Raw genomic sequence first — 24894 nt, forward strand, 5'->3', positions numbered from 1 at the left:
CTTACCATGTGGAATCAGCTGTCTAAGTATATCAAATCACGTCAAGCATCAAAAAAAGAACAACTTCGTAGAAAAAATGCTGCTTTAAGGGCCCAAGGGAAAGAGCCGTTGAAAGGCTGGGGAAAAATGGTTGATTCAGGTTATGGCGGTTTGAATAAAAATGATACCATAAATACTGCCAAATTAGATAATATCGGCTTTCGTAAACATCAAGCAGAAGAAATTGGCAAGGAAAATAATCGAAACAATCGGTAAAAAGAACGCTTCTTGAGAAAATTTGACCACTGAAGAAGGTCGATTTGAGTGAGGATATGTGTCTAAATAAAGGGGATAGATTCGCGATGAAGAAGTCTACAAAGAAAAATATCTTGTTTGCTTTATTGGGTTTTGCATTGGGCTTGTTCTTGCGAGGAATGATCCACTATCTGATGAATCGTTAGTCAATCAGTATTCTTGCCATTTTTGGGCATAATTTGATAGATAGGCTTGATACACCCGACGTTCACTGGCAGGAACGTCGGGTGTATGTTTGATATCATAAAAGTGCAAGTTTTTTTGATTCTACATAATGCAACTTACATTCTTATAACTTTCTTACAATTTGTTTACAACCAGATAACATCTGTTTGCAATGAGATGATTTTTTTTGATTTACACCCACAAATCATTTATTTTCCTTTATCCTGTAGAAAGTGAGTAAAAGGAAAAAAGGAGCATATATGAAAAAATCTATAGCAATTGTGGGTTCATTGATCCTGTTAGGTTTGCCAATGGTTGGGCAAGCGGAAGAAACAGTTGATCAGAAAATCCAGCAACAAACAGAACGAATCAATGACATCAAAGGAAAATCGGCTTCTGTCGCAGCATTTAAAGAAGCGACAGAAAAAGAAATCCAGCAAATAGAAGCAGAGATCGCCACTCTTTTTGAGGCAAAATCGGCCACAGAACAACAAGTGAATACCATTGTACTAGAAATTCAAGATTTAGAGAAAAAAATCGTGAAACGTACGGAGACATTGGCTAACCAGGCCCGTGATATACAGGTATCTGAGCCTTCAAATAATGTGATGGAATCATTATTGGCAGCAGAGTCATTTGGCGAAGTTATTCAACGGGCGATCGCTTCAGTGACAATTATGAATGCGAGCAATAGTATCGTTGAACAGCAACAAAAAGACATTGAAACTAGTCAAATTTTAGAAAAAGAATTAACAGAAAAATTGACAGAAATCGAAACCAATACCAAAACAGTTGAAAAGAAACAAACGGAATTGGCAGATATCCATTTGAACCAAGAAGTGGAACTGGCGGCATTAGCAATTTCATTGAATGAAGAGGAAGATAAGAAATCTGATTTAGAAAAAGAAAAAGCCGAAGCTGAACGAAAGCGTGAAGCAGCGTTGAAACAAAAAGCGGAGGAAGAAGCATTAGCGAAGAAAGCTAAGGAAGACGCGAAAGCCGAAGAAGCAAAACAAGTCGCTGCACAAGCTGAGGCTGAGAAAAATAATGCTGAACAAGAAAAAAATCAAACGGCTGCAGTTGCAGCTAAAACAAAAACGACAGTTGCGGCTTCTTCGGCAGTGATGAACCAGGTAAAAGAGCCTGAAACAGCTACCTCAACGGAAACTGAACAACCGGCAACTTCTGGTGGTTGGTCAATGCCTGTTGATTCCGTCCATGTATCCAGTCGCTTTGGTTATCGGACCGATCCGACTGGGTCATCAGGCAATCAGCACAACGGTATCGACTTCACTGGTGCCAGCGGGACACCCATTTACGCGATTCAAGCTGGGGAAGTTGTTGAAGCAGGGTACGGTCCATCGACTGGAAATTACGTCATCATCAAACATGCCAATGGCATTTATAGTTATTATATGCATTTCAATAGTCTTCCTGCAGTTTCTGTAGGACAAAGTGTGTCAGCCCGTCAGTATATTGGTGGTATGGGCACGACTGGTAATTCGACTGGTGTCCACCTGCACTTAGGGATGGCAACAGGATTATGGTCTGGATTCTTTGATCCGGCAAGTGAGTTGGGCGTATAACAAAAAAAGCAGAGAAGATGCGCTTCTCTGCTTTTTTGAGATATAAAAACGAGCATGAACCTGCTAAGGCTTTAATAAAATTTTACCGACACTTTGACCAGATGCTAACAACTCATGGGCTTTTTTGCCTTCAGAAAGAGCAAAAATTGTTGGTTCCGATAATTTTATCTGGTGGTTTATAAAATAAGAAAATAAGCGTTCGCTGCGTTTGTTTCGTTCTTCTGATGAAGATAAATAGTCCCAGAGGTCTCCAGTCAGGATGCTTTTGGAATGCATGAGCAGTGGGAGTAGGTCAATCATTGGCGGATTGCCTCCAGCCATTCCATAAAAAATCAATTTGCCTTTATTTTTCAAAAGTGCCAAACTATCTGTGACTGTAGAACCAATCCCATCATATACAGTGTCAAAAAGTCCTTGATTTGTCGGTAACCAGTTGTCTTTGCGTAAATAAACGTGTTTTGCCCCTTGATGCATTGCAAGGTCTCTTTTTTTAGCAGTTGAAGTGATACCAGTTACATCAGCGCCATCAGTTGTAAGCATTTGTGACAAAATTTGACCAACGCCTCCGCTGATTCCATGGACAAATACTTGTTCACCAGCTACACTTTGCCCTAGATCATGTACCAAAAAATCAGCAGTCAGTCCTTGAAGACCAACGCTTGCAGCCAATTTGCTATCTATCTCATCCGGAATGATGATTGCCTTTTCAGCAGGTACTGCGACCAAAGAAGCATTGGCCAAAGGGACATCAACGAAAAGAATGCGCGCATCCATTTTAAAGTCGGTGACATCTTTACCTATCGCTACGACACGACCAACCCCTTCATACCCATTGATATAAGGGGTATGGCTTTGAATCGTGTATCTACCCTCGCGGCGATAAATATCTGCAAAATTTACCCCGATATAATCCATTTCAATCAGTAATTCATTGTCTTTGATATTTGGATCTGGTAGTGTACCGAATTGTAAAACATTTGAATCGCCAAAGGTATTAAAATATAAAGCATCCACTGCTACTCACTTCTTTTTCTCGTTTTTTAGGTGAATCAAAATCATTAGAGATGAAAAATGATCGCTAGCTACAATCTAGGACCATATTGTACCAAGTTTCTCCAGCATGTGCGGAGGTTGAGACGCCTTCCATTTGATAGCCGTTTTTTTCATAAAAGGAAATCAACTCTTCCCGGCAAGTCAAGGTGATCCCTTGGCGTTGATGTTGTTGCGCCAACTGTTTTAATGCTGCCAACAATTGACTGGCTACGCCAGCTGAGCGGTATGCTGGTGCAACAGCTAAACTCAAAATACTTTGATAACCACCGATAGTCGGGTTCGATATCGTCCTCTCAAAAAGATCGTCTGTGATATAGCGCACAGGGATGATTGGTCCGACAGCATATCCTGCAATGATGTCTTCTGTTGTTATTGCCAAAAGAAAACTATCTGGGATCTTAGCGATTCGTTCGCGCATCGCTTCAAATGAAGCGGCTTCTTTTGGTGAAAACCCAGCGAACTCAATCGCCATTATTTAGTCGATATCTGACGGTATTGGATGTCTAAATGTAATAGTCAATAAATCACCTATTTCTTTGAATATGTATACGCTAGCACAAAAAAGAACGCTAAAACCAAAAATTAACCTTAATTTTAATAAAGGAGGCTTGCGATAAAAACTTATTGAAAAATAAGGATCAATAAAAGTATATAGAAGAGGCTGTCACAAAGGATTGGCCAGATGGATTTTTTTTTGCTCTTAGAAAAAAAGAAACAGTCAATAGCAAATAACACAATGATTGTTGGCAATGAAAATGTCCAAGATGGATGAAAGAATACGATATACACAAAATTGCCAATCAACGCACATAAGTAAGCAATATAAGCAATACGGTAGTTTTTCGAAATAAAATGAAGATTTCCCAGCATACCTTCACTTCCTTTAGTCAGTCTTTCCTGAATGATATCACTAGATTTGTCATGGCACAATAAAAAACGACCAATTTATCGTTGGTCGTTGTAAGAATAGAAGCTAGCGCCAAAAGGTAGTCATATTAGCTTTATCCTCTAAATTAAAGGCAATCATTTTGAAAATCAACGTCGTATCGATAGCTTGTGACCACTTGATCCGAAAGATATTGTCTGTATAACTGTATCCAGCAGCTTCGATCTCAGGGATAAATTGATTGAGACAAGCCGTTTCTGGAGATACAGAAAAATGTTCTTTCGAGACACTGATGCCTAAAATAAACGTTTGATGACTTGTAAACATGGGTTGCCCCCATTTGATGACAGGAAGTAGATCCGGATATTCATGTAAGATGTCTGCAAATAAATGCCTTAGTTTAGTCTGTTTGTCTTCGTCTGCAATTTTTTCAAGAAATTCTGCCAAAGTATCCATTTTCATTTCTCCTTCAAGGGTTATTCATTGATCATCCATCAATCTACTGTTATTCGAGGATAGGGTACCTTTATTTGAAGTGTAAGCTGTACATATGGGGATTGCAACAAAAACGCATGTTATATGAAAGGTCTATCTGCTGATAGATCCTCTTTGCTTGCAAGATATCCTTTGATCAAAAAATTTTCGCGATGATATAGATCGATTGTTTGGATCTGTTTCAAAGAGATTGTTTGTTTCACAGACATCGTGTAATCCTCAAAGTCCAACAAATTCAAGACAATATTTTCTTTATCTAACAGGGCGATTTTTCCTGTAAAGACTTGATCTTCATAAGTGAGTATATTGATGATTTGCTTTTTTTGCAATAATTGATTGAACAGCTCGAATACTGTTGAAAAAACTTGTTCATGCAATTGTGCTTCAAGATGATAAGGATCAAACAAGTCATGTTGCTGATTATAGTTGATGTAGTAGGCAAATGCATCAAGATAAGCAGTATCTTCTTTTAGCAAAGAGATATCTTGGACCTTTCGCAGCTGAATACTTTCAAGTGAACCGGTTAAATTGATTGAATTGAAAATAAAGTAATCTTGATCAAGAGGTTTCATGACAAAGCCCACAGAAAAATAGGGATCTTCAATGATATCGACCTCCGTAGTATAGCATTCTACCAACTTAGACTGATAAGCTTCAAAAGCAAATGTATTTTCCATGTGATAATCCTTCTTTCTATGCATACCTGAGATGGAAGTAGTACAAAGTAGATAGACAAGTATACAACCAGAATAGCAAATTGCAGAAATTAATCAATAATTTCCTGATATCTAATGATGATTATCTAAAGTAATCGCTTGCAATCAAAAAGAAATATGCTAAAATAGAACTTGTTCGAACAAGTTTGAATTAAACTATACGTATGAAAGGAGGCACTATTGTGAAGAACAGCAAACCAGTTACGAACGAAGCAAAACAAAAAGTTGCCCAAAATAGTATGCGCTTTAATCGATTTTTGGTCTTTCGTTATATTACCGCACTTTTTTTCTTTCTAAATCTTTATTGGTCGATATTAAGTATTGCCTATTGGACGATCGCAGGTTTGATTCCAATCATCTTGATGATTATGGATGCAGTGATTTTAGTGGAGCAGACTCAAAAATATTGGCAACAGTCAAATCGTTTACGAGTGACCAAAATCGGCTTTTGGATACAGTCAGCAGTTAATCTTGTGGGAATGCTTTTCGCTTTGATCGGTCAACCGCAAATCATTGTCCCTTTTATGAATCAAACAGGGCGTTGGTTATTAGTAGGTCTGTTCACACTAGGTTTGTTGATTTGTGGATATGTGCAACGGAAAATTTGGCTGATTGAACATGATCAAGATAAATATTTGACATATTTGAAAGCGTTTGAAGGAATGGGAGGAAAATAATATGGATACAGAAAACAGTAAGATGTTTCAGTTCTTAGATCGTTATTTGATGGGACCGATGGGGAAAATTTCGCAATTGCGTATTGTACGTGGTGTGATGGCGGCGGGGATGGCTTCGATTCCTTTCACTATTGTAGGGTCGATGTTCCTGATCATTAGTGTTTTGCCACAAAGTTTCCCAGCTTTAGAGGGTATCTGGAATGCTTCATTCAACAAAATTGAAAGTTTATATATGCTTGGTAATACAGCGACCATGGGGATTTTAGCATTATACTTCTGTTTGGTTTTTGGTTATGAATATACGAAAATCCAAGCTCAGGAAGAAAAAATCTTACTCAGCCCTGTGAATGGTGCATTATTGTCAATGATGGCTTTCTTTATGTGTTTACCACAACTAGTATTTGAAGGCGGAATGTCGACCCTTGTAAATGTTATTACGGACGATCAAAAAATCATTGATGGGTGGGAAATGGCTGGCGGTGTTACCCGTCTTGGTACAACAGGTATTTTTACAGCGATCATTATGGCGATTATTGCGGTTAAAATCTATGCTTTTTGTGTCAAACGCAATATTGTGATCAAAATGCCAGATACAGTACCGACTGGTGTTTCAACTTCTTTTACTGCATTGATTCCAACAGCATTGATTGCATTAGTCGTTATTATTATCAATGGTACATTGGTTGGTTTAGGAACAGATATTTTCAAAGTCATCGCTGTCCCATTTAGTTTTGTTTCTCAGTTAACCAGCAGTTGGGTTGGTTTGTTAGTGATTTACTTCTTTATGCATGCTTTGTGGATCGTTGGTATCCATGGTGCAACGATCGTTACATCATTTTTAACACCAATTGTTCTGTCAAATATGGTAGAAAACCAAAATGGAGCCAATATTGCTTTTGCTGGTGAGTTTAACAATAGTTTCGTTACAATTGGCGGCTCAGGCGCAACCCTGGGCATGGTCATCTTTATCGCTTTCTTTGCCAAATCCGCACAATTAAGCGCGCTAGGTAAGGCAGCAATCGTTCCTTCATTCTTCAATATCAACGAACCTATTTTGTTTGGGATGCCTGTGGTTTACAATCCTTACACAGCAATTCCATTTTTCTTGGCCCCAATGGCTTCTATGTCAGTCGCTTACTTTGGCATCAATTTAGGGTTTGTCAATCCACCGATCGCGCAAGTAGCGTGGCCTACACCAATTGGGCTATCAGGTTTTATCGGTTCTGGTGGTGATTGGCGCGCCTTCGTCTTAGCAGTTGTCTGTGCAGCTGTGGCTTTCTTGATCTGGTTCCCATTCATCAAAATGTATGATGGCAAATTATATAAAGAAGAGCAAAGCAAAGCGACCAACGCTTAAGCTAAAAATCGATCATAAAGCCAGCTATCAAAAAAATAGCTGGCTTTTTATCTGGACATTATGATACATATAGAGTGAGAGAAGTCACAAGGGAGAAAACATGATGGAAAAATTAAGTATCGATCAAGTAGTGGCAAAACTAATTCAGGGGATAGAAAACAAAACTTTGGCAAATGCAGAAGGAAAGTTGCCCAGTGAAAGGGAATTGTTGGGACTTTATCCAATTTCTCGTTATACATTGCGCCAAGCATTGAACCAACTGAGTAAAATGGGCTGGATCTATCAAATGCAAGGACGAGGGTCTTATGTAAGGGGCCAAAACAATCATTCTACATTGATCGACCAAGGAGATTTGGGCTCTAATGAAGATCTGACCCGGGGCGAAAAAAATATTCAAACAGTCCATTATACAAAACGCATCATCACCTATGGGGAAGCGTTGTTTTTGCCAAGCCAAAAACAATTTGGTCCAGAACAAACGTTTATTGAATTAAAACGCTACCGAACGTTGGACAATAAGCCATACTTGATTGATCACTCTTATTATATTCCAGAGGTGGTTGGAGACATTTCTGATGCAATGGTACGAGGGTCCATGTTTGAAGCATTGGAAAAAGAAAAACAATTGCAAGTTGGCTTCATTGATAAATTTATCCAAAGCGATGCATTGACTGCGACTCAGGCGGAATTCTTCCGTCTCGAAGAAGGCATGCCAACCTTGACTGTTCGAGATGATAGTTACCTGCGAAATGGAGAATTGTTGGCTTTTTCAAAAATTTATTATGATTATCGGTTGGCAACTTTGTATATGCATAAGAAGTTAGTGAAGTGAACTTGTAGAGAAATGATCATTATTCAGTGGTAATTAAGCAAAATCCTCTTTATACTAGTGTTAAATTCAAAGTCTAAGGAGTTTATATGATGGAACAACACAAATCTTTGGTAGAAATTACCAGCAGCAAAATTATCGATTTTATTAAGGAAAAAAATTTAGATATTGGAGATAAATTGCCGAATGAGTATGAATTACTTGAAGTAGTAGGGGTAGGTAGAAGTACGTTACGAGAAGCAATCAAAATGCTGGTATCCAAAAATGTTTTGGAGGTTCGTCATGGTGCTGGCACTTTCGTCAGTAAACAAAAAGGAATTGCTGATGACCCTTTTGGCTTTGGAATGATCAAGGATCAGAACAAAATGACTGCTGACTTGTTTGAACTAAGGTTTTTATTAGAACCAACAATGGCCGCAATGGCAGCTCAACATGCGACAGTCGAGCAAATAAACAAACTTAAATATTTACAAAAAGAATTAAAGCGTCTTATCAGGGAAGGCGACGATACGCATATTTTAGTAGATATGGAGTTTCACACAACAATTGCTGAGGCGAGCGGGAACATTGCGTTATCCCATATCGTACCGATTATCAATCAATCGATAGGTTTATATAATAGCAATAATGAACCCAAGGATCCTAAGGGATCAATTGATTTTCATGATGAAATTTTGGCGGCAATCGAAGCGAGAGATCCAGTATATGCAATGGATGCAATGACGGTTCATATGGCTATGAACAGAAATAAAATGAAAAAGAAAAAAAGTCTATGATGGATATTGACAAGTCATCTGATGTATTTTATGATAAATACATCAGATGACTTTTTTAGATTGTTGCATTTGTATCCGCTTCCTTATTGTTTTTGAGTAAAAGAAGTCATTTTATTTGGGTTTTAACAAAAAATACCGATAAATACATCAGATGATTTATTTTGATGTTTTAAAAAGCTAGATTAAATTTTTTTGAAAAATCGGTATTTTGGAATCAAATGCTGATCAGGAATTCAGGATTGAGCTCAATGAGGCGATACGTTAAATTTTTGGCTGTTGCGAAAGGTTGGTTGTTTAAGTAGGAGGAAAAGAATGGAAACTGGAACAAAGAAATCATTTTTAGATAAATTCACAGAATTTTCGGTGAAGCTTGCCAATCAAGTTCATTTAAAAAGTTTACGAGATGCATTTGCGACGTTAATGCCTGCTTTTATTATTGCCGGTATTGCAGTATTGATCAATAGTGTCTTCTTGCCATGGTTCTTCGAAGGCGAAACATTGTCGAAGCTGCAAGTATTTGGTAACTCAATCAGTAATGGGACGTTAAATATCGCAGGTTTATTGATTGCCCCGATGATTGCTTATTTTCTAGGTAGAAATAAACAAAGCGATAATGCTATCAATGCAACATTTGTCGCGACTACTTGTTTGATTGTTATGCTATCGATCACACAATCGATTGTTCCTGTTGGTTCAGAAGACGCTGTGACTGTTTCCGGTGTGATTACATTCAATGATGTTGGCACAAAAGGAATGTTCGCAGGAATCATTTGTGGATTAGTGGCAACGGACTTATTTATACGACTTTCGGAAAGCGAAAAGTTAAAGATCAATTTAGGTGATCAAGTACCTCCAGCAGTTGGTAAATCTTTTAGTACATTGATTCCTACTTTGATCGTGATCGGTCTTTTTGCTTTGTTGGCGACTGTGTTAGCATTGTTGGATACCAATTTAATTTCAATAATTTCGACTGTTGTACAAGAACCCTTGCGTAGACTAAATACATCGATTTTTGGTTTTATTTTTATTACAACAGTGGCAAATTTCTTATTCACTCTTGGGATTCACCAAACTGTGATTGCGGGTACATTATTAGATCCTTTACTTTTAGTAAACATGAACGAAAATATGCAAGCGGTTCAAGATGGTGTCGTTCCTCCGCACATATTGAGTACAGCTTTTCGAACAGTTTATGCACAAGCAGGTGGCACAGGTATGACTATTAGCTTAATTATTGCAATCGTTTTTTTCGTTCGAAAATATAAGCCATTTAGAGACGTTGCGAGTATTTCAATTGCTCCGGGTTTATTTAATATCAATGAACCGATCATTTTTGGATTGCCGATCGTGTTTAATTTACCATTGATCATTCCTTTTGTATTGGGTCCGATTATCGGGACAGTTGTTGGCTACCTGGCGACGATTTTAGGTTTTGTTGACCCATTGGCTGTAATGGTACCATGGACTACGCCGCCTATCGTTAGTGGATTGATCGCCTCGAGTGGAGATTTCAAAGTTGTATTGGTTCAAATTGTGATCATAGCTATTTGCACACTGATTTATATTCCGTTTATCAAAGTAGCAGAAAGAGTCGCAATCAAGACAGCAGAAGCCGAACAACATTAATAAGGTAATGTCGGAAATAGTCAATTTTTTCCGACATTCTTTTTTATAGTAACAGAGGTAAATAAAGAAATAAAAAAATTAAGAGGAGTACGTAAATGAAATTAACATTTCCGCAAGGATTTTGGTGGGGGGCAGCCACTTCAGGACCCCAAAGTGAAGGAAGATTCAATAAAGTCAATGCAAATATATTTGATTATTGGTATGAAATTGAGCCAGAAGCTTTCTACGATCAGGTGGGGCCTGATACAGCGTCTAATTTCTACCATAGTTTTCGTGAAGATATTCAATTGATGAAAGACATTGGTTTGAACTCAGTACGGACATCGATTCAATGGACAAGACTAATCAAAGATTTAGAAACGGGTGAAGTGGATGTAGATGGTGCACGTTTTTATCACGATGTAATTGATGCATTTTTGTTAGCAGGAATTCGTCCAGTCATTGCTTTGCATCATTTTGATCTACCTGTAGAGTTATACCATAAATACGGTGGTTGGACGTCAAAAAAAGTAGTGAAGTTATTTGCTGATTTTGCAGAAACTTGTTTTGATTTATACAGTGATAAAGTGACGGATTGGTTTACGTTCAATGAGCCGATGGTCATTGTAGATGGCCAATACTTGCATCAAATCCACTATCCAAATTTGATCGATGGAAAAAAAGCCGTTCAAACCGCTTATCATTTACAGCTTGCTTCAGCAATGGCTATTCAACGATTTAGAAAATCATCATTGAACGAAAATGGTAAAATTGGTATTATTTTAAATCTGACACCTTCTTATCCAGCAAGTAATGATGAGGCCGACTTACAGGCTGCAACCTATGCCAATCTATGGAAAAACAAACTTTTTTTGGATGCATCCGTTAATGGGATTTTCCCTGCTGAATTAGTCAACCTTCTAAAAGCAGATAATGTGTATTGGCAAGGGACACCAGATGAAGAAGCAATTATTCGGGCAAATACGATTGATTACTTAGGTATCAATTATTATCATCCATCTAGAGTCAAAGCACCCGATATATCTGTGGATAGTTTGACTATAGATTGGGTACCTTCTCGTTATTTTGACAAATATTTGATGGCAGGTCGTCGTATGAATGTTGATAAAGGCTGGGAGATATTTCCAAAGGCTATTTATGATATTGCGATAGATATCCGTGATAATTATGGAAATATTGATTGGTTTGTTTCTGAAAACGGTATGGGTGTTTCTCGAGAAGAGCGCTTTTTGCAGACAGATGGATTGATTGCCGATGATTATCGAATCCAATTTATAAGTGAGCACTTGATCTATTTACATCAGGCTATTATAGAGGGAAGTCGTTGTTTTGGGTATCATAGTTGGACACCTATTGATTGCTGGTCGTGGATGAATGCGTATCGCAATCGCTATGGATTTATTTCAAATAATATTCATACCCAATTAAAAACAATCAAAAAATCTGGTTATTGGTTCAAAAATGTTATTGAAAATAATGGCTTTACTGTCGATTCTTAAGCAAACGATTTGTAGTAGAATTTTTAGTGCGGAATATAGTATTCTTTGTCATTAAACTACAACAAAAAGAATACACATGAAAAAGAGTTGATGAAGCAATTTTTTTGGCGCTCAATATTAATGGAATAACACTCAAGTTGGCTATTTGAGCTGATTTTAAATTTCCTATCTCATTTTCGGTCTATAGTTTCTCTTTACATTTGTAGAGAATAAAGTTACCTAGTTGATCAAACTACCAAGCAGTGTGTAAACAGCGTATCGAGCTGTTTTTCACTGCTTTTTGTTGTGAAAAATGACGCTGCCTACCGTGTGACCTATTTCACTTATTTCTTCACTCGATGAAATAGTTGATTTTGCACATGAAAATGGGTTTGCTATTATCAGTCTATAGTGATCATTTAATCTGCTATTTTTAAAAAGAATAGTTTAGAAATACTCCGATAAATGATGCATTAGAAAGAATGAACATGCTTTGGTGCGTGTGCTTCATTTATTTGTCTTTATACATTCCGTTGGAAGAGGACATGAAGTATATTTGAGCGTCAAAGAATCATCAGATTAGTTATAAAGAAAGAGGGACTTTAGCATGGATTTAAATGATATCAAAGATATCGATGAATACTTGTACCATTTTGAAGAAAAGCTTGCTTTGCGTTTTTTTGATGAGCGCCCTTATATTACTTCTTACTATCATTCGCTAAAAGAAGAAATGAGCGGTATCGCTTACAAAAACGAAATACCATTTATTGAACGGATGCGGACACTGCTGAAATTAGATGCAAAATTACAGATTTTACATGATTTAACAAGATTACAGACAGAAGTGACCGATGGATTTGACTTAAGTGAACATGAATTGATCGAAATTGTTGAAAATGATAGTAATACCTATTATCGAGAAACATTAGGAAAACGCACGAGTGACAGTGTACCGTGGAAACTGAGTTGTTTAGGTGATCAAGACTAGCATAAGGACTGATTTTTTAGTCGCAGGCATTCTACATTTTTAGGCATTCAGTTTATCTAATTCAAACAAAGATATATGTGGTCACTAATGACAAATCCTGATTTTTGTCCATTCCTCTTATTCATGATAGACTTATAAAAATCATGAAAGCGCCGTTATAATAGTGAGGAGGAATAAAGATGGAACATCCCAGCAAAGAAACCAAAGTACATCAAGTATTCGAACGCATTGCACCTCAATATGATCCGATGAATAGTATAATTTCCTTTCATTTACATAAACGGTGGCGGCGTGATGTCATGAAAATGATGTGTGTGGAGACAGGCAGCAAGATACTCGACGTTTGTTGTGGAACTGGGGAATGGAGTTTGGCCTTGGCAAAAGCCGCGGGTGCCACGGGGCATGTGACGGGGGTTGACTTTAGCGGCCAAATGCTATCGGTTGCAAAGCAGAAAGCACTACCTATGGATGCTGCGCCCATCGACTGGCAAATTGGCAATGCCATGGCACTAACATTTGATGACGCCCAATTTGATTACGTCACAATTGGCTTTGGATTACGCAATGTTGCAGATCATCAACAGGTTTTACAGGAATTGTATCGGGTGGTTAAGCCAGGCGGTAGGGTAGTTTGCCTTGAAACGTCGCAACCAGAAATGGCGGGCTGGAAACAATTATTTCGTTTTTACTTTCATTATGTGATGCCTTTTTTGGGCAGAATTTTCGCAAAAAGTTTTAAAGAATACGCTTGGTTACAAGAATCTGCGCAATCATTTCCTGGGAAAAATCAGTTGCAGCACGATTTTGAACAAGCTGGTTTTCACGATGTACAAATCAAAAGCTACGCTGGTGGTGTCACCGCCATGCACATGGGTTCAAAAAGTTGATAATTATTATAGAATTGAGAAAAATGTGATAAATAAAAAGGACCTGTTTTCTGAGTTGAACGCTCTAGAATAACAGGTCTTTCTTGGTTGTAAATGGCTGATTTTCAAAGTTTAGACGAGGGGGAATAAGAAGCCATCAATGCATTGGATGCCCGATTGGCATAATATATCGGGCTTCTTCGCCAGAAGGTAATTGCAAAAGGGACGCCACATCTTGATCGGTAAACGCACCAATGGCCACCGTACCAAGCGCTAAAGACGACGCCTGCAAATAGACATTTTGCGCAGCATGCCCAATTTCAAAATATGCATAGCGTGTTTCTCCTCTTTTTCCGTAGCGTTCAGCTAAGCGTTCTGTGACAGTAGTAAAAACGAATGTGAGTGGGGCTTTTTCAATTGATGATTGATTCAATGCGGCAGCCTGCAACGCGTTTCGTTGATCACCTGTGACAATGTGAATGACTTGATGGTCTATGGGATCGTAACGATAAATCCCCGCTGCAAGTCCAGTCACATCCCCAACAACTGCATAAAGCTCTAGGGGGTAAAGAGCACCAGCAGAAGGAGCTGTTCGCAAGTTGTCCTCACTAGTCATTCCCGCAGCGGCCCACAACAACTGTCCAAGTGCTTCTTTTGACAGTGCTTCTTCTGTGAAGGATCGTTGTGATCGTCGATTGGCTAGTGCAGATTCGACGCTGAGTGTGCCTGTCAAATTTGGTGTGGGCAGTGGATAGCTTGCAGATTCGTTGCTTAGTCCACTGTTTAAGTCCGCTTCTGTTTGACGTTGGCCGCTGCTGCACGCAGCGAATACGGTTGTAATAAATAAAAGAGTGAAGAATAGGGTCAGTGGTGATTTTTTCATGAGATTCCTCCTTTTATCTTATTAGTTTACCATCCTCTGAAAATACTTTGTATTTTTTAGTCATCATTTAAAAGAAATATATGCATTTGCGGTATGAAAGAGGATGGTTCTTTGATGATCCATTTTTGGAGAAAATCCATCCAAAGGTGGATAGACAAAAAGCTGAATTTGTTCAATAATGAACGATAGGGAAATGAAAGGAGAATTGTGATGTTTATTGACTTTGTGCAATTAACTGTCTTATTTGGATTAGGGATATTAGCGACAAACATTGTAGTAGGTTTTCTACAAAAAAGAAAGAAAACAATCATTATCTTAACGATTATTGAGTTAGTGGTTTTGGCAGGAATATTGTATGTCTTACTTCCAAGCAAAACATTGTCTTCAATGTTGTGGATCAATTTGATTGGGATCCTAATAGCCAGTGCTGTCTTATGGGGCTTGAATGCTGTACAATCTGGCCAACTTATCGTGGAAGGTAACAAGAGGAAACAAAAAGTGATCAAGAGCACAATGAAGCCAATTGGACTGGCGCCTAAAATTTTTGGTCTTGGCATTGTGGCACTCTTGATTTTATGGGGAGTTAGTGGAATCACGAGGATTACTTCGACGGATTCGATTTATGCAACGATTCCAGCCAAAACACAAGAGCAAGCTGAAACGTTGACATCAACGAAAGAAACACCGATTGCTATCGCACCTGATACTGCGAAACGCAAAATGCTGCAAAAATTTTCAGTGATCCCCAATTCAAACATGTTCACACTGGATGGAATTACTGCGCAAACCATAAACGGTGAATATGTGTATGTAGCAACCTTAGAATACAATGGATTTTGGAAATGGTTCAAGCTCAAAGAGATTCCCGGTTATTTTAAAATTAGTGCCACGGATATCAATGCCCAACCAGAGTTTGTCAGCAAACCTTTGCATTATACGCCATCTGCTTACTTCAATGAAGATGCTGCGCGAAAAATCTATGCAGCTTTTCCCGGCTATGGTTCGTTAGGAACCATCAATTTGGAAATTGATGAAGAGGGTAATCCATTCTATGTGCAAACGTTGTACAAAGAATATGGTGTGACAGGTTTAATGCATTTTGATCATTTTAAAACGGCAGTCTTGAATGCTGAAACAGGTGAGGTCAATCTTTATGGTAGTGAAGAAGCACCAAGTTTTATTGATGCACCGATCACTTCAGCTGCAGCCAATCAGCTAAATGAATATTATGGACGATTTAGTCAAGGATGGTGGAATCAATTTATCTTTGGGGCTAAGAAAGATGTCAAGATACCAACTGAAAATGGAATCTATGCTTCTGGACAAATCACACCTATGCTAAATAAAGATGGGCAATTGCTTTATTTCACCGATTTTACTAGTGATGATAGCAACCAAGACTCAGCGTTGGGGTATTCATTGATCAATGCACGGACTGGTCAATTGACCTACTATCGAGATACTGATGTCGGCATTATGGATAGTGATGGCGCAATATCGATTGCTTCTAAGATTTACCCTGAAAAAAAATGGAAAGCAGAAATGCCGGTACTCTATAATATAGACGGTGTACAAACTTGGATTGTCTCATTGATGGATTCAAAGGGTATTTTTAAGAAATACGTCTATATCAATGCCGTTGACAATGATATTGTCATCGATGCTGATACTGCTCAAACAGCATTGGATGCTTACAGGATCGAGTTAGCTACCAGTGGCAGCAACAATCAAAGCAGTGACTCAGCTAGCATGACTGAAAGGAAAGGGAAGGTACAACGAGTCCAATTATTGACAGGCTCTAGCCAAACTGTGGTTTCCTTCATTTTGGAGAATGATCCAATTATCTACAGTGTGAATATCAACAATTCTCCCTATGCCCAATTCTTGCAAGTGGGTGATCAAGTGACGTTCCAAGCCAATGTCACAGCAGATATGACTGCCGCAAGTATTGAATCGTTGACGATTGAAGGCGTGCCAAAAGCTGAAAATAATTAATACCAGATAGATGTCTACCCAAATTTATACCGCTAATGACCGTTGAAAAGAGATTCTTTTTAACGGTCATTTTTTAGAGTTATTATAACTTAGGCTATTTTCAAATAAACAACTGGATGTAATAGTCAAAAATGAATAATTTGAAGGCCAGATATTGACTATTACTCATAAATGTTTTAAGTGTTTGCTATTTTTTTAATGAGAAAAAAATCATTTCAAATAGATGTTAACTCTGTTTAAAAGTGACCGATAGTTTATTTGTATACTCCAATTTTCACCCATAAGCGTCCTTCGTGTTCTTCTTTTCTATCATATCATCAGGTAATCGCCTGTAAAACAAGGTTTATAGGTAAAAAAATGAGAGGTGGTGTTATTCATTTGCGGGGGAAGGTGACCAATATCTTGCGTTAAAGAGACAAGTTTCTATCTCATTTCCATTAAAAGGACTAAAGTTAAACTGATTTACTTAAAAATAGTAAGTTTTTTAATTATATTCTAATGATTAAATTATGAATATTTGTGTGTATTATTGTATATTTTCAGCGTTTATCGGATATACTGTTTCTATTTTTTTATTTCGTTATTTTAAAAAAATAAATCACAATTATTTATTTTTTTTCAAAGGATACATAGATGATTCCCTTCTCACTTGTTGAATGTTAGGGGTTATTTCTCAAAGTTGATATCAGGTGATCCATTTAAAAAACATATAAATTTACAATTAATGATAAGATATTTTGATGCTGAGTCTTTTTTTAATAATTATATGGTTTTTGATAATTGTGCTAATGTATATTTTTTTGATTGTGAATATTTTTCTTTGTGTTATAAAAATAAAATGCTCGTTTTCCTTGTTGTCATAGGTTTTTTCATTTGCTATACTTTAGAACGTTGGCTTAGAAGACGTATAAAAAGGAGATAAAAAATGATTATTCACAAACAAGGAAAAAGCAAAGGAAGTAAGAAGCATAAAAGTAATCGTTATTCAATTTTGATGCTGGCTCTTATTTTTATTGGATTTGCTACTTATGGTACCTATGCCTATTTTACGGATAGTACAAGTGTTGGGACTGATATTGAATTGACGGCTGGTACTGTCAATTTGGGTGAAGCAAAAGAAGGAAAATGGAAATATGTGAATTGGAATAGCACCTATAATCGTGGGAAAGAATTAACACAAAATAATGAGCTTGAGTTGACAGGTGATAGCAGTTCTAATTTACAACCAGGTGATGCTTTTGAAAAAACAATCATGGTTAAGTATCAAGGGAGTTTAGATGCAAAGATTAACGTGGAAAATGTATCCGAAGTGATAAACGAGATTCAAGCGCAAAACTTTGATGCCACAATTACGATAAATCATGGAGACGATACGGAATTTATCGTTAAACAAGATGCGGACATTATTATTTCTATCAAAGTAGGTTTACCTTATATTCCTGATGAGGAAGCCTATACTTCAGATTCAAATGGCACAAGTAGAAATGCGCATCAAGGCATTGACTTAAATGAGGTCACTAAAGAACTTAAAATTACAGCATCTCAAATCACTGAAACTTCAACTTCTAAATAGTAACCAAGGAGGACCGATATGAAAAAGCTTGTGAAAGTATTTATTTGCGCATATTCGGTTCTCTTTTTTTTCTTCACGCCGGTTGATTCAATGGCTGCTTTTGTAAACAATAGAAGTATTGACACAAGTATCAAATTGCGTGCTGGCTACCTTTCGTTAGATGTCAAAGCACAGCAAGATGTGTTTTCCTTTTCGGATAAAGACAAGACACAAGACGTACGATTGAATGTCAAAAATACTGGAACTTTAGAAGGAAAAGTCACCTTCGCAATTCAAATGATTACTTTGGATGGTCAGAACCTGACAGTTGATCAAGCAAAAGAATACATAGAATTAGCTGATCTAGGAAACATTGAAAAGATCAAAGCAGGAGAATCCCAAACGGCTACCCTAACGCTAAGAAGAAAAAAAGCCTGGTCTGATAAAACACCAATCAAGATAACGATCCAAACAACGATTAGTCAAGGCAATTTAGTGAATGATACGACCGGCTTCATAGATAAGAAAGAGACAACGATTCAACTAACATCAAAAGATACCAAGGGTGACTGGATCGATGAAGGGCGCTTTAATCAGTATGGGTATGCAATCGGACAACAAATGTATTATAGCGTTGTAAATGATCAGCTTACGACTGTTGTACCAGGAATTGTCTATATCAAATATAAGTCGGGACAAACAATCAGCAAAAGTGAAAATCAAGAGATCAGCGATTTGATTAAGAATGCTATCAAACCGGTCCAAGGTATGTCATATAAAATAGATTCTATCCTTTACGTAGAAAATCAAGGATTTAAAATTCAATTGAGTTTAGAAAGCAAATCTGCTCAGATGAATTTTGTTGTGAATGGGATTCAGTTTCAATATATTAATTCAAATCTCGTCTATGCGCATATCAGTGATTTTTGCAAACCACTCATTCTAGACGCGGATATTAATCGAAGTAATCGTTTTACCAATCAAGTGCTGTATTCAAGTATGTTGGGTACAAGCTATCATCTTTTTAGTAATAAAGAAACCAATACATTCAATAGTGGTTTGACTGCGGCTGATATTTTAGATTATTTGCAAGTACATTATGATATTGGCTTTGCAGGCACTGATGCACATGAATTTCGGGTATCTTTTCCGGAAAATAATGTACTCAATATCAAACAATTGGATACTTCTGGTGGAAAAAAGGCCAATCTGGTCATGAGGGAGAGGGGAACACAAAAAGTTGTTTTTTCAAGAGAGGTCTATTCTGTCACTCAAACTGATTTATCTTCTATCGATCTGTCGGACCTAACTTCAGATTTTCAAACAAAGGTTGATGACAGCAAAGTTGAAAAAAGGGGAAACGCGTTTTATATCACAACGGATTTTTATATGAAAATTCCGACAAATTTTCTTGGCTATTATTATTTGCAGCCATTTAATCATCCTCTCATGAAGAACTTCACGCTGTCCTATAGCATCGAAATGGATTACTTGAACATTTCTTTTGAGTATTCTTATCCGAGTGAGCCTGATACGATCGAACAAATGATCGTTTTTTTAGGTTACCACTTCGGCGCAGGTTTCACAACATCTGAACAAAATTATACATTGTATAAACGATTAAATCGTCAACAATCTGTTATGGATCAATCAAATAAATCTGTTGAGGTACATCCATCGAGTGAGTCCAACAATTTTCCAAGTTTGGATAAGATAGCGACTACAGCTGAATCTCAACCAAGTTCAACAAATCAAAATGATCCAGATGATGGTGTAGACAGTACAGAAGAAACGATTGAATTTTCAACTATCGAATCAAACAACACTGTTAGCAGCCAATCTGAATCAAGTCAGGAGCCCAAATGAAACTGAGAACGATCGCCAATAGCCTGCTCACCATCTTTACCATCATCGTTTTGCTATTTGTCCTTTTAAATGTTTTATCAGCGCCGCAAGGAAAGGGCCTCTTTGGCTTTAAAGGCTATACCGTTTTGAGCAATAGTATGTCACCGGTCTTTCGAGCAGGGGATTATGTGATTGACCGGATAGTTGACTTTGACAATATCGAAGAAGGAGATATTATTTCCTATCAAGCCAACGATCAAACGATCGTGACACATCGAGTCATCAGTAAGACAGCAACCACCGCGACCGTACAGGGTGACCAAAATAAAGATCCTGATCAAGAAGTTGTGGTTGCTGATAATTATATAGGAAAACAAATCATCGTCTTTCCATTTTTAGGCACTTTCATGATGAAAACGCAAAATCCCTTGATTTTTGCTGGACTATGCGGTCTAATTGCGCTATTCTTTGTTTGGTCATTTTTTAAACAAGATTGATACGACTTGCAGAAAGTAGCGAAGTGTTGGGTGAGAAGAGAATATAAAATAGTTATTAGTATGTTGTTATTTACTGCTGTCACAAGTTTCTTTTATTTTTTTAAAGTACATATGAACGAGAGACATGCGGATAATCAGCATTTGCTGTCAACGGCTATCATCAAAGATGAAATAAAAGATGATATTTTTCAAAAGGATTTTTTTGTTCCGACTACTTATTCAGATCCCATGACCAAAGAGGCTTTTTTGAATGAGGCAAAACATATGGCTAAGACAGCCTGTTCTCCACAATTGCTAAAACTATCTAACCTAACTAAGTTTGATACACAAAGTCAAAACCATTCAACTGTTTTAGAAAGTGTATCGATTGCCATTTTAAAGAAAAAAATGTATTTGCTATTAAAGGAACAATACCTTTTACTAGTCATGCAACCAGACATTTCTCAGGATGTGTTTCAAATTGATAGTACTGGTCAAGTTGGCTTAGTATCAAAGACAGTTCGTTATGACCTTTCTGTTATCAATGATCAGCGACCAGAAGAGTTTCTGGCCGCATTGCCAGCATTTGTAGAAAAAATCCAGGATGACAATGGATTATCGAGCTATGAAAGTCGTGTGTTCATATCAAGTAAATGGGGTCGTTATTTATATAATTCAACGAAAAAAAATCAATTAATTAAAGTTGAGGAGCTATCTTGAATAAATTAAACATATTTTTTCGTATCATTTGGTCTCTTTGCGGCCTGCTTATTGTGGGGGCCGTTTTATTATTGGCAGTACTAAATTTTTTTTCTAAACCAGAAGGAAATGGCATGTTCGGCTTTAAAGGCTATACTGTGATTAGTGGTAGTATGGCACCAACCTTATTGGTGGGGGATTATGTTGTTGTTCGAGCAGAAGATTTTGACCAGTTGCACGCCGGAGAAATCATTACATTCGAAGATGATGGAATGATGGTAACGCATCGTATTATTTCTCAAACTGCGGCAGGTTTTCAGACAAGAGGCGATCACAATACCGTAAATGATATGAAGCAAGTGACAGCGGATAAATATATAGGTACTTTGACATTGCATATTCCGTATGTAGGACATGTGATGATCTGGATGCAAAATCCACTGATTTTTGCAGTTGTTTTGGGCTTGATCGCAGTAAGAATCGCATTTTTGATTCTTTTCAAACATGAGTAAAGGGGGATCGGCAAAGCAGAGTGTTAACTCTGCATCGCCAATCCCCCCTTTGTTTTATTGTCGTTTATTCAACACGATATTGGTATACAACCAAACTGTCAACAAATAATAGACAGCATATAATGCGATAAAAATACCAAAAGGAATCCACAACTTATCGTAAGGGTTGATCATCAATGTACTGAACATTTTTAGTCCGAACAATACATGGATCATGCCCAAAATACCTGGTGCCAAAAAGAGCACACCAATTTCTTTTCTAATTGATTGTTTGAGTAAAGAAGTTCGGGTACCGATTTTTCGCAACATATTGTAACGCGTGATATCATTGTTGGCACCGGATAAGATTTTGAACATTAAACAGCTTGCCAACATGGTCAAGAAGGCGATACCTAAGAAGAAGCCCATGAACTCAAAACCTGAGAACATCCCATTATACGTGTCATAAACAAAGACTCGCTGGGTAAAGTTCATCTCAATTGTTTCTGCGGTATTGGCTGATTGATTGGATTCGGCTAATGCGCGCAATGCAGCATAGTCCTTTTCAAAATCAGCTACTTGGATCACACGCAGACTGGTTTCTGGTGCGGTAATGGCATCAAATTCACTTGTGGAGACAACCCGGATTTCCTTGCTGCGTTGTTCCATAATTTCGTATTTGCGTAATTGGTCTTGGGCAGATAGATCATCTGCTAATAGGTCACCAGATAATTGACTATAATGGACAGTCATGCCACGTTCATTATAATTTTGGGTCAAAAGATTTTGTTGATTGAATTGTTCCTTATCATAATAGACGGCATCATCCGTTTCTTTCATGCGATATTGGACATCTAATGTTGGATCTAAATCATTGATCGATTGGTCATCTACATCTTGTGCATTATTCAAAATCAAATCATACGGGGCAACTGATTTTGCCATAATTGGAATTTCATTCTTGAAGCCAAGGCCAACGGTCAATGCACCTAAAGCTAATGCAAACAGCATTGCTGCCATCGAAAGCATTTGTGTGTAGTCCCGAATACGGAAACTTAATTGTGAGAACGTAAAATTGTTTAATTTCTTCATTGCGATTTGATCTGTCCCTTTTAGCAGCAACAAGATCGTGATGATCACGGAGCGAAAGACCAAATAGGTACCTAGCACGATCGTAACTAAGGCAGCGCCGATACCAATCAGTTGGAACTTCATTAGGTCGCTCATCATATAGTAGCCAAAAGCCAGTGAACAAAGACCAGCAACAGCTTGTAAAATCAACCAAATTGGTCGTTGTTTCAAACGGGCAGGGGTGCTCGTTTCTCGTAACAACTCAAGTATCGATTTCTTAGTGATTGCTGAAGCATTGAAAAGCGCAGCAACCAAGAAAAGAATGGCAAAGAAAATCAAGGTAATCAATAATGCTTTTCCACTAAATGCGGCGTAATGTGTGATTTGCAGATTCAATCGGTTAAGAAGCAGCGCATTGACACCATGGGCCAGTCCAATACCGGCAATGGAGCCTATGATCGTAGCCGCAATCCCAACCATAAAAGTTTCAATGAAAATCATTTGGGCGATTTTGCGTCCTTTTGCACCAAGCATCATAAACATCGCATAATCTCGTTGCCGCATGGCCATCAAAAAAGAATTGGCATACAAGATATAGAAAAATGTGATGATACCAAGCAAAACCGAACCAAAATGAAAAATGATAACGATCATGCCAAGAATCGAATTTTTGGTTAAAAAGGCTTCGTTGCTAGCCATTGTTTCAAACATATAGAAGATTGCTGAGGCCATAACCAGACCAGAAAATAAGACTATATAATCTTTCATCCGGCCCTTAATCCCAGTAAGTGATAATTTCCAAAGCATGCTGGTTCCTCCTTATTGTTCCAAGTTGCCAAGTATGACAAGGATTTGTCGGTAAAACTCTTCTCGGCTTTGGTCATTTCGTTTGACTTCTTGGTGGATGATACCATCTTTGATAAATAGTATTTTTTGACAATAGCTGGCGGATAATGGATCATGGGTAACCAATAAGATCGATACTTGGTCGTTGGTGTTCAAGTCATCCATCATATCCAACAAATCTTTGGCACTTTTAGAATCTAAGGCACCTGTTGGTTCATCTGCAAACAAAATCGTGGGTTCTGTAATCAGCGCACGGGCAGCTGCCACCCGTTGTTTTTGCCCCCCAGAGATTTCTGATGGGTATTTGTCTAAAATGTGGCTGATCGATAGCCGTTGTGCGATTTGCTTGATCCGTTGTTTGATTGCCTTAGGTTTGACTCCTTGTAAAGATAAAGGAACTGCAATATTTTCTGATGCTGTTAGATTTTCAAGTAAATTGAAATCTTGGAAAATAAAGCCAATTTCTCGACTGCGAAAATCTGCAAGCGCGTTGCCCTTTAGTTTGGTGATGTCATTCTTGTTGATTTGGATCGTACCAGTACTTGGATGATCAAGTGTTGACAGGATATTCAATAAAGTGGACTTTCCAGATCCAGAAGCACCCATGATGCCGATAAATTCACCTTTTTCAATATCAAAGGTGACTCCCTTTAAGGCTTGGGTCTGTTTTTCATTGCTTTTCCCATAGGTTTTGGTTAATTCATGTGCTTGAATGATTTTTTCCATTGTTTCGTTACGCTCCTTTTAATTGATTCAATGCATCTGCAGGTATGTCTGATTCTTGAACTTCTTCATAGCCTGTAACGCCTTTTTTTTCATTCCAAGTGATTTTCAGATAGGCTTCTTTACGTAATGGGCGGTCTCGATAAGCAGTAAATGCTAAGTCTTTACTGTCGCCATCTTCATTGTAGCCGGTCAAATCATAATCGTATTTATTCATGGTTGTACCATTGCTATCTTGTGATGTGCCTTTTTCACCATTGGTTGTGATTTGGACATAGTAGCTCTCACCACCCATGATCATTTTTTGGGCGATTTGTAATCCTCCAAAAATAATGAGAATTGCAACACCTAAGCCAATCAATATTTTTTTCATCGTGTGTCACCTCAATTTAGATTATATTGAAAGTATAGCGCTGATTTTCTGAAAAGTAGTGGGAAAAATCTATCAATCAACTTTCAGTTTTGTCACAAGAATGAACAAAAAATAGCAATCGATTTCGATGCGCATCAAAGATACCTGA

Annotated in this window: 24 protein-coding genes; 16 read left to right on the forward strand and 8 right to left on the reverse strand. The window is 37.7% G+C overall.

The window, feature by feature from the left end:
* Positions 1-6: 6 nt before the first annotated feature.
* Positions 7-255, forward strand: coding sequence for a hypothetical protein (locus tag IGI41_RS04965; RefSeq protein WP_430611815.1), 249 nt, complete (start codon positions 7-9; stop codon positions 253-255).
* Positions 256-719: 464 nt separating this feature from the next.
* Positions 720-2045: a peptidoglycan DD-metalloendopeptidase family protein gene (locus IGI41_RS04970; RefSeq protein ID WP_430611817.1), complete on the forward strand. Its 1326-nt coding sequence runs from the start codon at positions 720-722 to the stop codon at positions 2043-2045.
* 63 nt (positions 2046-2108) lie between these two features.
* On the opposite strand, the gene IGI41_RS04975 is transcribed toward IGI41_RS04970, so the two are convergent.
* The 4 genes from IGI41_RS04975 to IGI41_RS04990 form a co-directional block, all read right to left on the reverse strand.
* A complete protein-coding gene (locus IGI41_RS04975; RefSeq protein ID WP_430611819.1) occupies positions 2109-3059 on the reverse strand; it encodes a zinc-binding dehydrogenase in 951 nt (316 codons plus the stop codon).
* Positions 3060-3123: 64 nt separating this feature from the next.
* Entirely contained in the window at positions 3124-3570 is a 447-nt protein-coding gene (locus tag IGI41_RS04980) for a GNAT family N-acetyltransferase (RefSeq protein ID WP_430611821.1), read from the reverse strand.
* 501 nt (positions 3571-4071) lie between these two features.
* Positions 4072-4440 (reverse strand): iron chaperone, encoded by a 369-nt coding sequence (locus IGI41_RS04985; RefSeq protein ID WP_430611823.1) that lies wholly within the window; start codon positions 4438-4440, stop codon positions 4072-4074.
* Between the two features lie 119 nt (positions 4441-4559).
* Positions 4560-5156, reverse strand: coding sequence for a hypothetical protein (locus IGI41_RS04990; RefSeq protein ID WP_430611825.1), 597 nt, complete (start codon positions 5154-5156; stop codon positions 4560-4562).
* Positions 5157-5377: 221 nt separating this feature from the next.
* Between IGI41_RS04990 and IGI41_RS04995 the strand changes: the two genes are divergently transcribed.
* The 8 genes from IGI41_RS04995 (at position 5378) to IGI41_RS05030 (ending at position 13813) form a co-directional block, all read left to right on the forward strand.
* Positions 5378-5872, forward strand: coding sequence for a hypothetical protein (locus IGI41_RS04995; protein ID WP_430611827.1), 495 nt, complete (start codon positions 5378-5380; stop codon positions 5870-5872).
* Position 5873: 1 nt separating this feature from the next.
* Positions 5874-7229, forward strand: coding sequence for a PTS cellobiose transporter subunit IIC (gene celB, locus IGI41_RS05000; protein WP_430611829.1), 1356 nt, complete (start codon positions 5874-5876; stop codon positions 7227-7229).
* 103 nt (positions 7230-7332) lie between these two features.
* The gene (locus IGI41_RS05005) at positions 7333-8061 is read left to right on the forward strand and encodes a GntR family transcriptional regulator (protein WP_430611831.1); all 729 of its coding nucleotides are present in this window, start codon (positions 7333-7335) and stop codon (positions 8059-8061) included.
* Between the two features lie 89 nt (positions 8062-8150).
* A complete protein-coding gene (locus IGI41_RS05010) occupies positions 8151-8834 on the forward strand; it encodes a FadR/GntR family transcriptional regulator (RefSeq protein WP_430611833.1) in 684 nt (227 codons plus the stop codon).
* Between the two features lie 312 nt (positions 8835-9146).
* Positions 9147-10460: a PTS sugar transporter subunit IIC gene (locus tag IGI41_RS05015; RefSeq protein WP_430611835.1), complete on the forward strand. Its 1314-nt coding sequence runs from the start codon at positions 9147-9149 to the stop codon at positions 10458-10460.
* 95 nt (positions 10461-10555) lie between these two features.
* Positions 10556-11959, forward strand: a complete 1404-nt coding sequence (locus IGI41_RS05020; protein ID WP_430611837.1) for a glycoside hydrolase family 1 protein — start codon at positions 10556-10558, stop codon at positions 11957-11959.
* Positions 11960-12545: 586 nt separating this feature from the next.
* Positions 12546-12926 carry a DUF7006 family protein gene (locus tag IGI41_RS05025; protein WP_430611839.1) on the forward strand — a complete coding sequence of 127 codons (381 nt, stop codon included), beginning with the start codon at positions 12546-12548 and terminating at the stop codon, positions 12924-12926.
* Between the two features lie 179 nt (positions 12927-13105).
* Entirely contained in the window at positions 13106-13813 is a 708-nt protein-coding gene (locus IGI41_RS05030; protein WP_430611841.1) for a demethylmenaquinone methyltransferase, read from the forward strand.
* Positions 13814-13949: 136 nt separating this feature from the next.
* On the opposite strand, the gene IGI41_RS05035 is transcribed toward IGI41_RS05030, so the two are convergent.
* Positions 13950-14675, reverse strand: a complete 726-nt coding sequence (locus IGI41_RS05035; protein WP_430611843.1) for a SagB/ThcOx family dehydrogenase — start codon at positions 14673-14675, stop codon at positions 13950-13952.
* 210 nt (positions 14676-14885) lie between these two features.
* Here IGI41_RS05035 and IGI41_RS05040 point away from each other — a divergent pair, with 210 nt between their 5' ends.
* The 6 genes from IGI41_RS05040 to IGI41_RS05065 all read left to right on the forward strand — a co-directional run bounded on the left by IGI41_RS05040 (position 14886) and on the right by IGI41_RS05065 (position 21754).
* Entirely contained in the window at positions 14886-16670 is a 1785-nt protein-coding gene (locus IGI41_RS05040) for a DNA-binding protein (protein ID WP_430611845.1), read from the forward strand.
* 925 nt (positions 16671-17595) lie between these two features.
* Positions 17596-18243: a hypothetical protein gene (locus tag IGI41_RS05045; protein WP_430611847.1), complete on the forward strand. Its 648-nt coding sequence runs from the start codon at positions 17596-17598 to the stop codon at positions 18241-18243.
* Positions 18244-18261: 18 nt separating this feature from the next.
* Positions 18262-20088: a hypothetical protein gene (locus tag IGI41_RS05050; RefSeq protein ID WP_430611849.1), complete on the forward strand. Its 1827-nt coding sequence runs from the start codon at positions 18262-18264 to the stop codon at positions 20086-20088.
* Complete coding sequence (locus IGI41_RS05055; RefSeq protein WP_430611851.1) at positions 20085-20564, forward strand: signal peptidase I; 480 nt, start codon at positions 20085-20087, stop codon at positions 20562-20564. The genes IGI41_RS05050 and IGI41_RS05055 overlap by 4 nt, the downstream gene beginning before the upstream one ends.
* Before the next feature lie 30 nt (positions 20565-20594).
* Positions 20595-21263, forward strand: a complete 669-nt coding sequence (locus IGI41_RS05060; RefSeq protein ID WP_430611853.1) for a hypothetical protein — start codon at positions 20595-20597, stop codon at positions 21261-21263.
* Entirely contained in the window at positions 21260-21754 is a 495-nt protein-coding gene (locus IGI41_RS05065; RefSeq protein ID WP_430611855.1) for a signal peptidase I, read from the forward strand. Before IGI41_RS05060 ends, IGI41_RS05065 begins: the two co-directional genes overlap by 4 nt.
* Positions 21755-21808: 54 nt before the next feature.
* Here IGI41_RS05065 and IGI41_RS05070 read toward each other — a convergent pair whose 3' ends face one another.
* Genes IGI41_RS05070 through IGI41_RS05080 form a run of 3 tightly spaced genes read right to left on the reverse strand, consistent with a single transcriptional unit; the run spans position 21809 to position 24746 of the window.
* On the reverse strand, positions 21809-23611 hold the full coding sequence (locus IGI41_RS05070; protein ID WP_430611857.1) for an ABC transporter permease: 1803 nt from the start codon (positions 23609-23611) through the stop codon (positions 21809-21811).
* A gap of 12 nt (positions 23612-23623) precedes the next feature.
* Entirely contained in the window at positions 23624-24376 is a 753-nt protein-coding gene (locus IGI41_RS05075) for an ABC transporter ATP-binding protein (protein ID WP_430611859.1), read from the reverse strand.
* 7 nt (positions 24377-24383) lie between these two features.
* Positions 24384-24746, reverse strand: a complete 363-nt coding sequence (locus IGI41_RS05080; RefSeq protein ID WP_430611861.1) for a YxeA family protein — start codon at positions 24744-24746, stop codon at positions 24384-24386.
* Positions 24747-24894 lie beyond the last annotated feature (148 nt).

This window comes from Enterococcus sp. DIV0876 (assembly GCF_050529585.1).
GTDB lineage: Bacteria > Bacillota > Bacilli > Lactobacillales > Enterococcaceae > Enterococcus_D.

Coding starts and splice junctions, on each gene's coding strand:
- celB (WP_430611829.1), top strand. CDS start 5,874: ATGGATACAGAAAACAGTAAGATGTTTCAGTTCTTAGATCGTTATTTG.
- IGI41_RS05055 (WP_430611851.1), top strand. CDS start 20,085: ATGAAACTGAGAACGATCGCCAATAGCCTGCTCACCATCTTTACCATC.
- IGI41_RS05030 (WP_430611841.1), top strand. CDS start 13,106: ATGGAACATCCCAGCAAAGAAACCAAAGTACATCAAGTATTCGAACGC.
- IGI41_RS05050 (WP_430611849.1), top strand. CDS start 18,262: ATGAAAAAGCTTGTGAAAGTATTTATTTGCGCATATTCGGTTCTCTTT.
- IGI41_RS05035 (WP_430611843.1), bottom strand. CDS start 14,675: ATGAAAAAATCACCACTGACCCTATTCTTCACTCTTTTATTTATTACA.
- IGI41_RS05025 (WP_430611839.1), top strand. CDS start 12,546: ATGGATTTAAATGATATCAAAGATATCGATGAATACTTGTACCATTTT.
- IGI41_RS05020 (WP_430611837.1), top strand. CDS start 10,556: ATGAAATTAACATTTCCGCAAGGATTTTGGTGGGGGGCAGCCACTTCA.
- IGI41_RS04970 (WP_430611817.1), top strand. CDS start 720: ATGAAAAAATCTATAGCAATTGTGGGTTCATTGATCCTGTTAGGTTTG.
- IGI41_RS05070 (WP_430611857.1), bottom strand. CDS start 23,611: ATGCTTTGGAAATTATCACTTACTGGGATTAAGGGCCGGATGAAAGAT.
- IGI41_RS05045 (WP_430611847.1), top strand. CDS start 17,596: ATGATTATTCACAAACAAGGAAAAAGCAAAGGAAGTAAGAAGCATAAA.
- IGI41_RS05080 (WP_430611861.1), bottom strand. CDS start 24,746: ATGAAAAAAATATTGATTGGCTTAGGTGTTGCAATTCTCATTATTTTT.
- IGI41_RS05005 (WP_430611831.1), top strand. CDS start 7,333: ATGGAAAAATTAAGTATCGATCAAGTAGTGGCAAAACTAATTCAGGGG.
- IGI41_RS04985 (WP_430611823.1), bottom strand. CDS start 4,440: ATGGATACTTTGGCAGAATTTCTTGAAAAAATTGCAGACGAAGACAAA.
- IGI41_RS05015 (WP_430611835.1), top strand. CDS start 9,147: ATGGAAACTGGAACAAAGAAATCATTTTTAGATAAATTCACAGAATTT.
- IGI41_RS05010 (WP_430611833.1), top strand. CDS start 8,151: ATGGAACAACACAAATCTTTGGTAGAAATTACCAGCAGCAAAATTATC.
- IGI41_RS04980 (WP_430611821.1), bottom strand. CDS start 3,570: ATGGCGATTGAGTTCGCTGGGTTTTCACCAAAAGAAGCCGCTTCATTT.
- IGI41_RS04990 (WP_430611825.1), bottom strand. CDS start 5,156: ATGGAAAATACATTTGCTTTTGAAGCTTATCAGTCTAAGTTGGTAGAA.
- IGI41_RS05040 (WP_430611845.1), top strand. CDS start 14,886: ATGTTTATTGACTTTGTGCAATTAACTGTCTTATTTGGATTAGGGATA.
- IGI41_RS04965 (WP_430611815.1), top strand. CDS start 7: ATGTGGAATCAGCTGTCTAAGTATATCAAATCACGTCAAGCATCAAAA.
- IGI41_RS05075 (WP_430611859.1), bottom strand. CDS start 24,376: ATGGAAAAAATCATTCAAGCACATGAATTAACCAAAACCTATGGGAAA.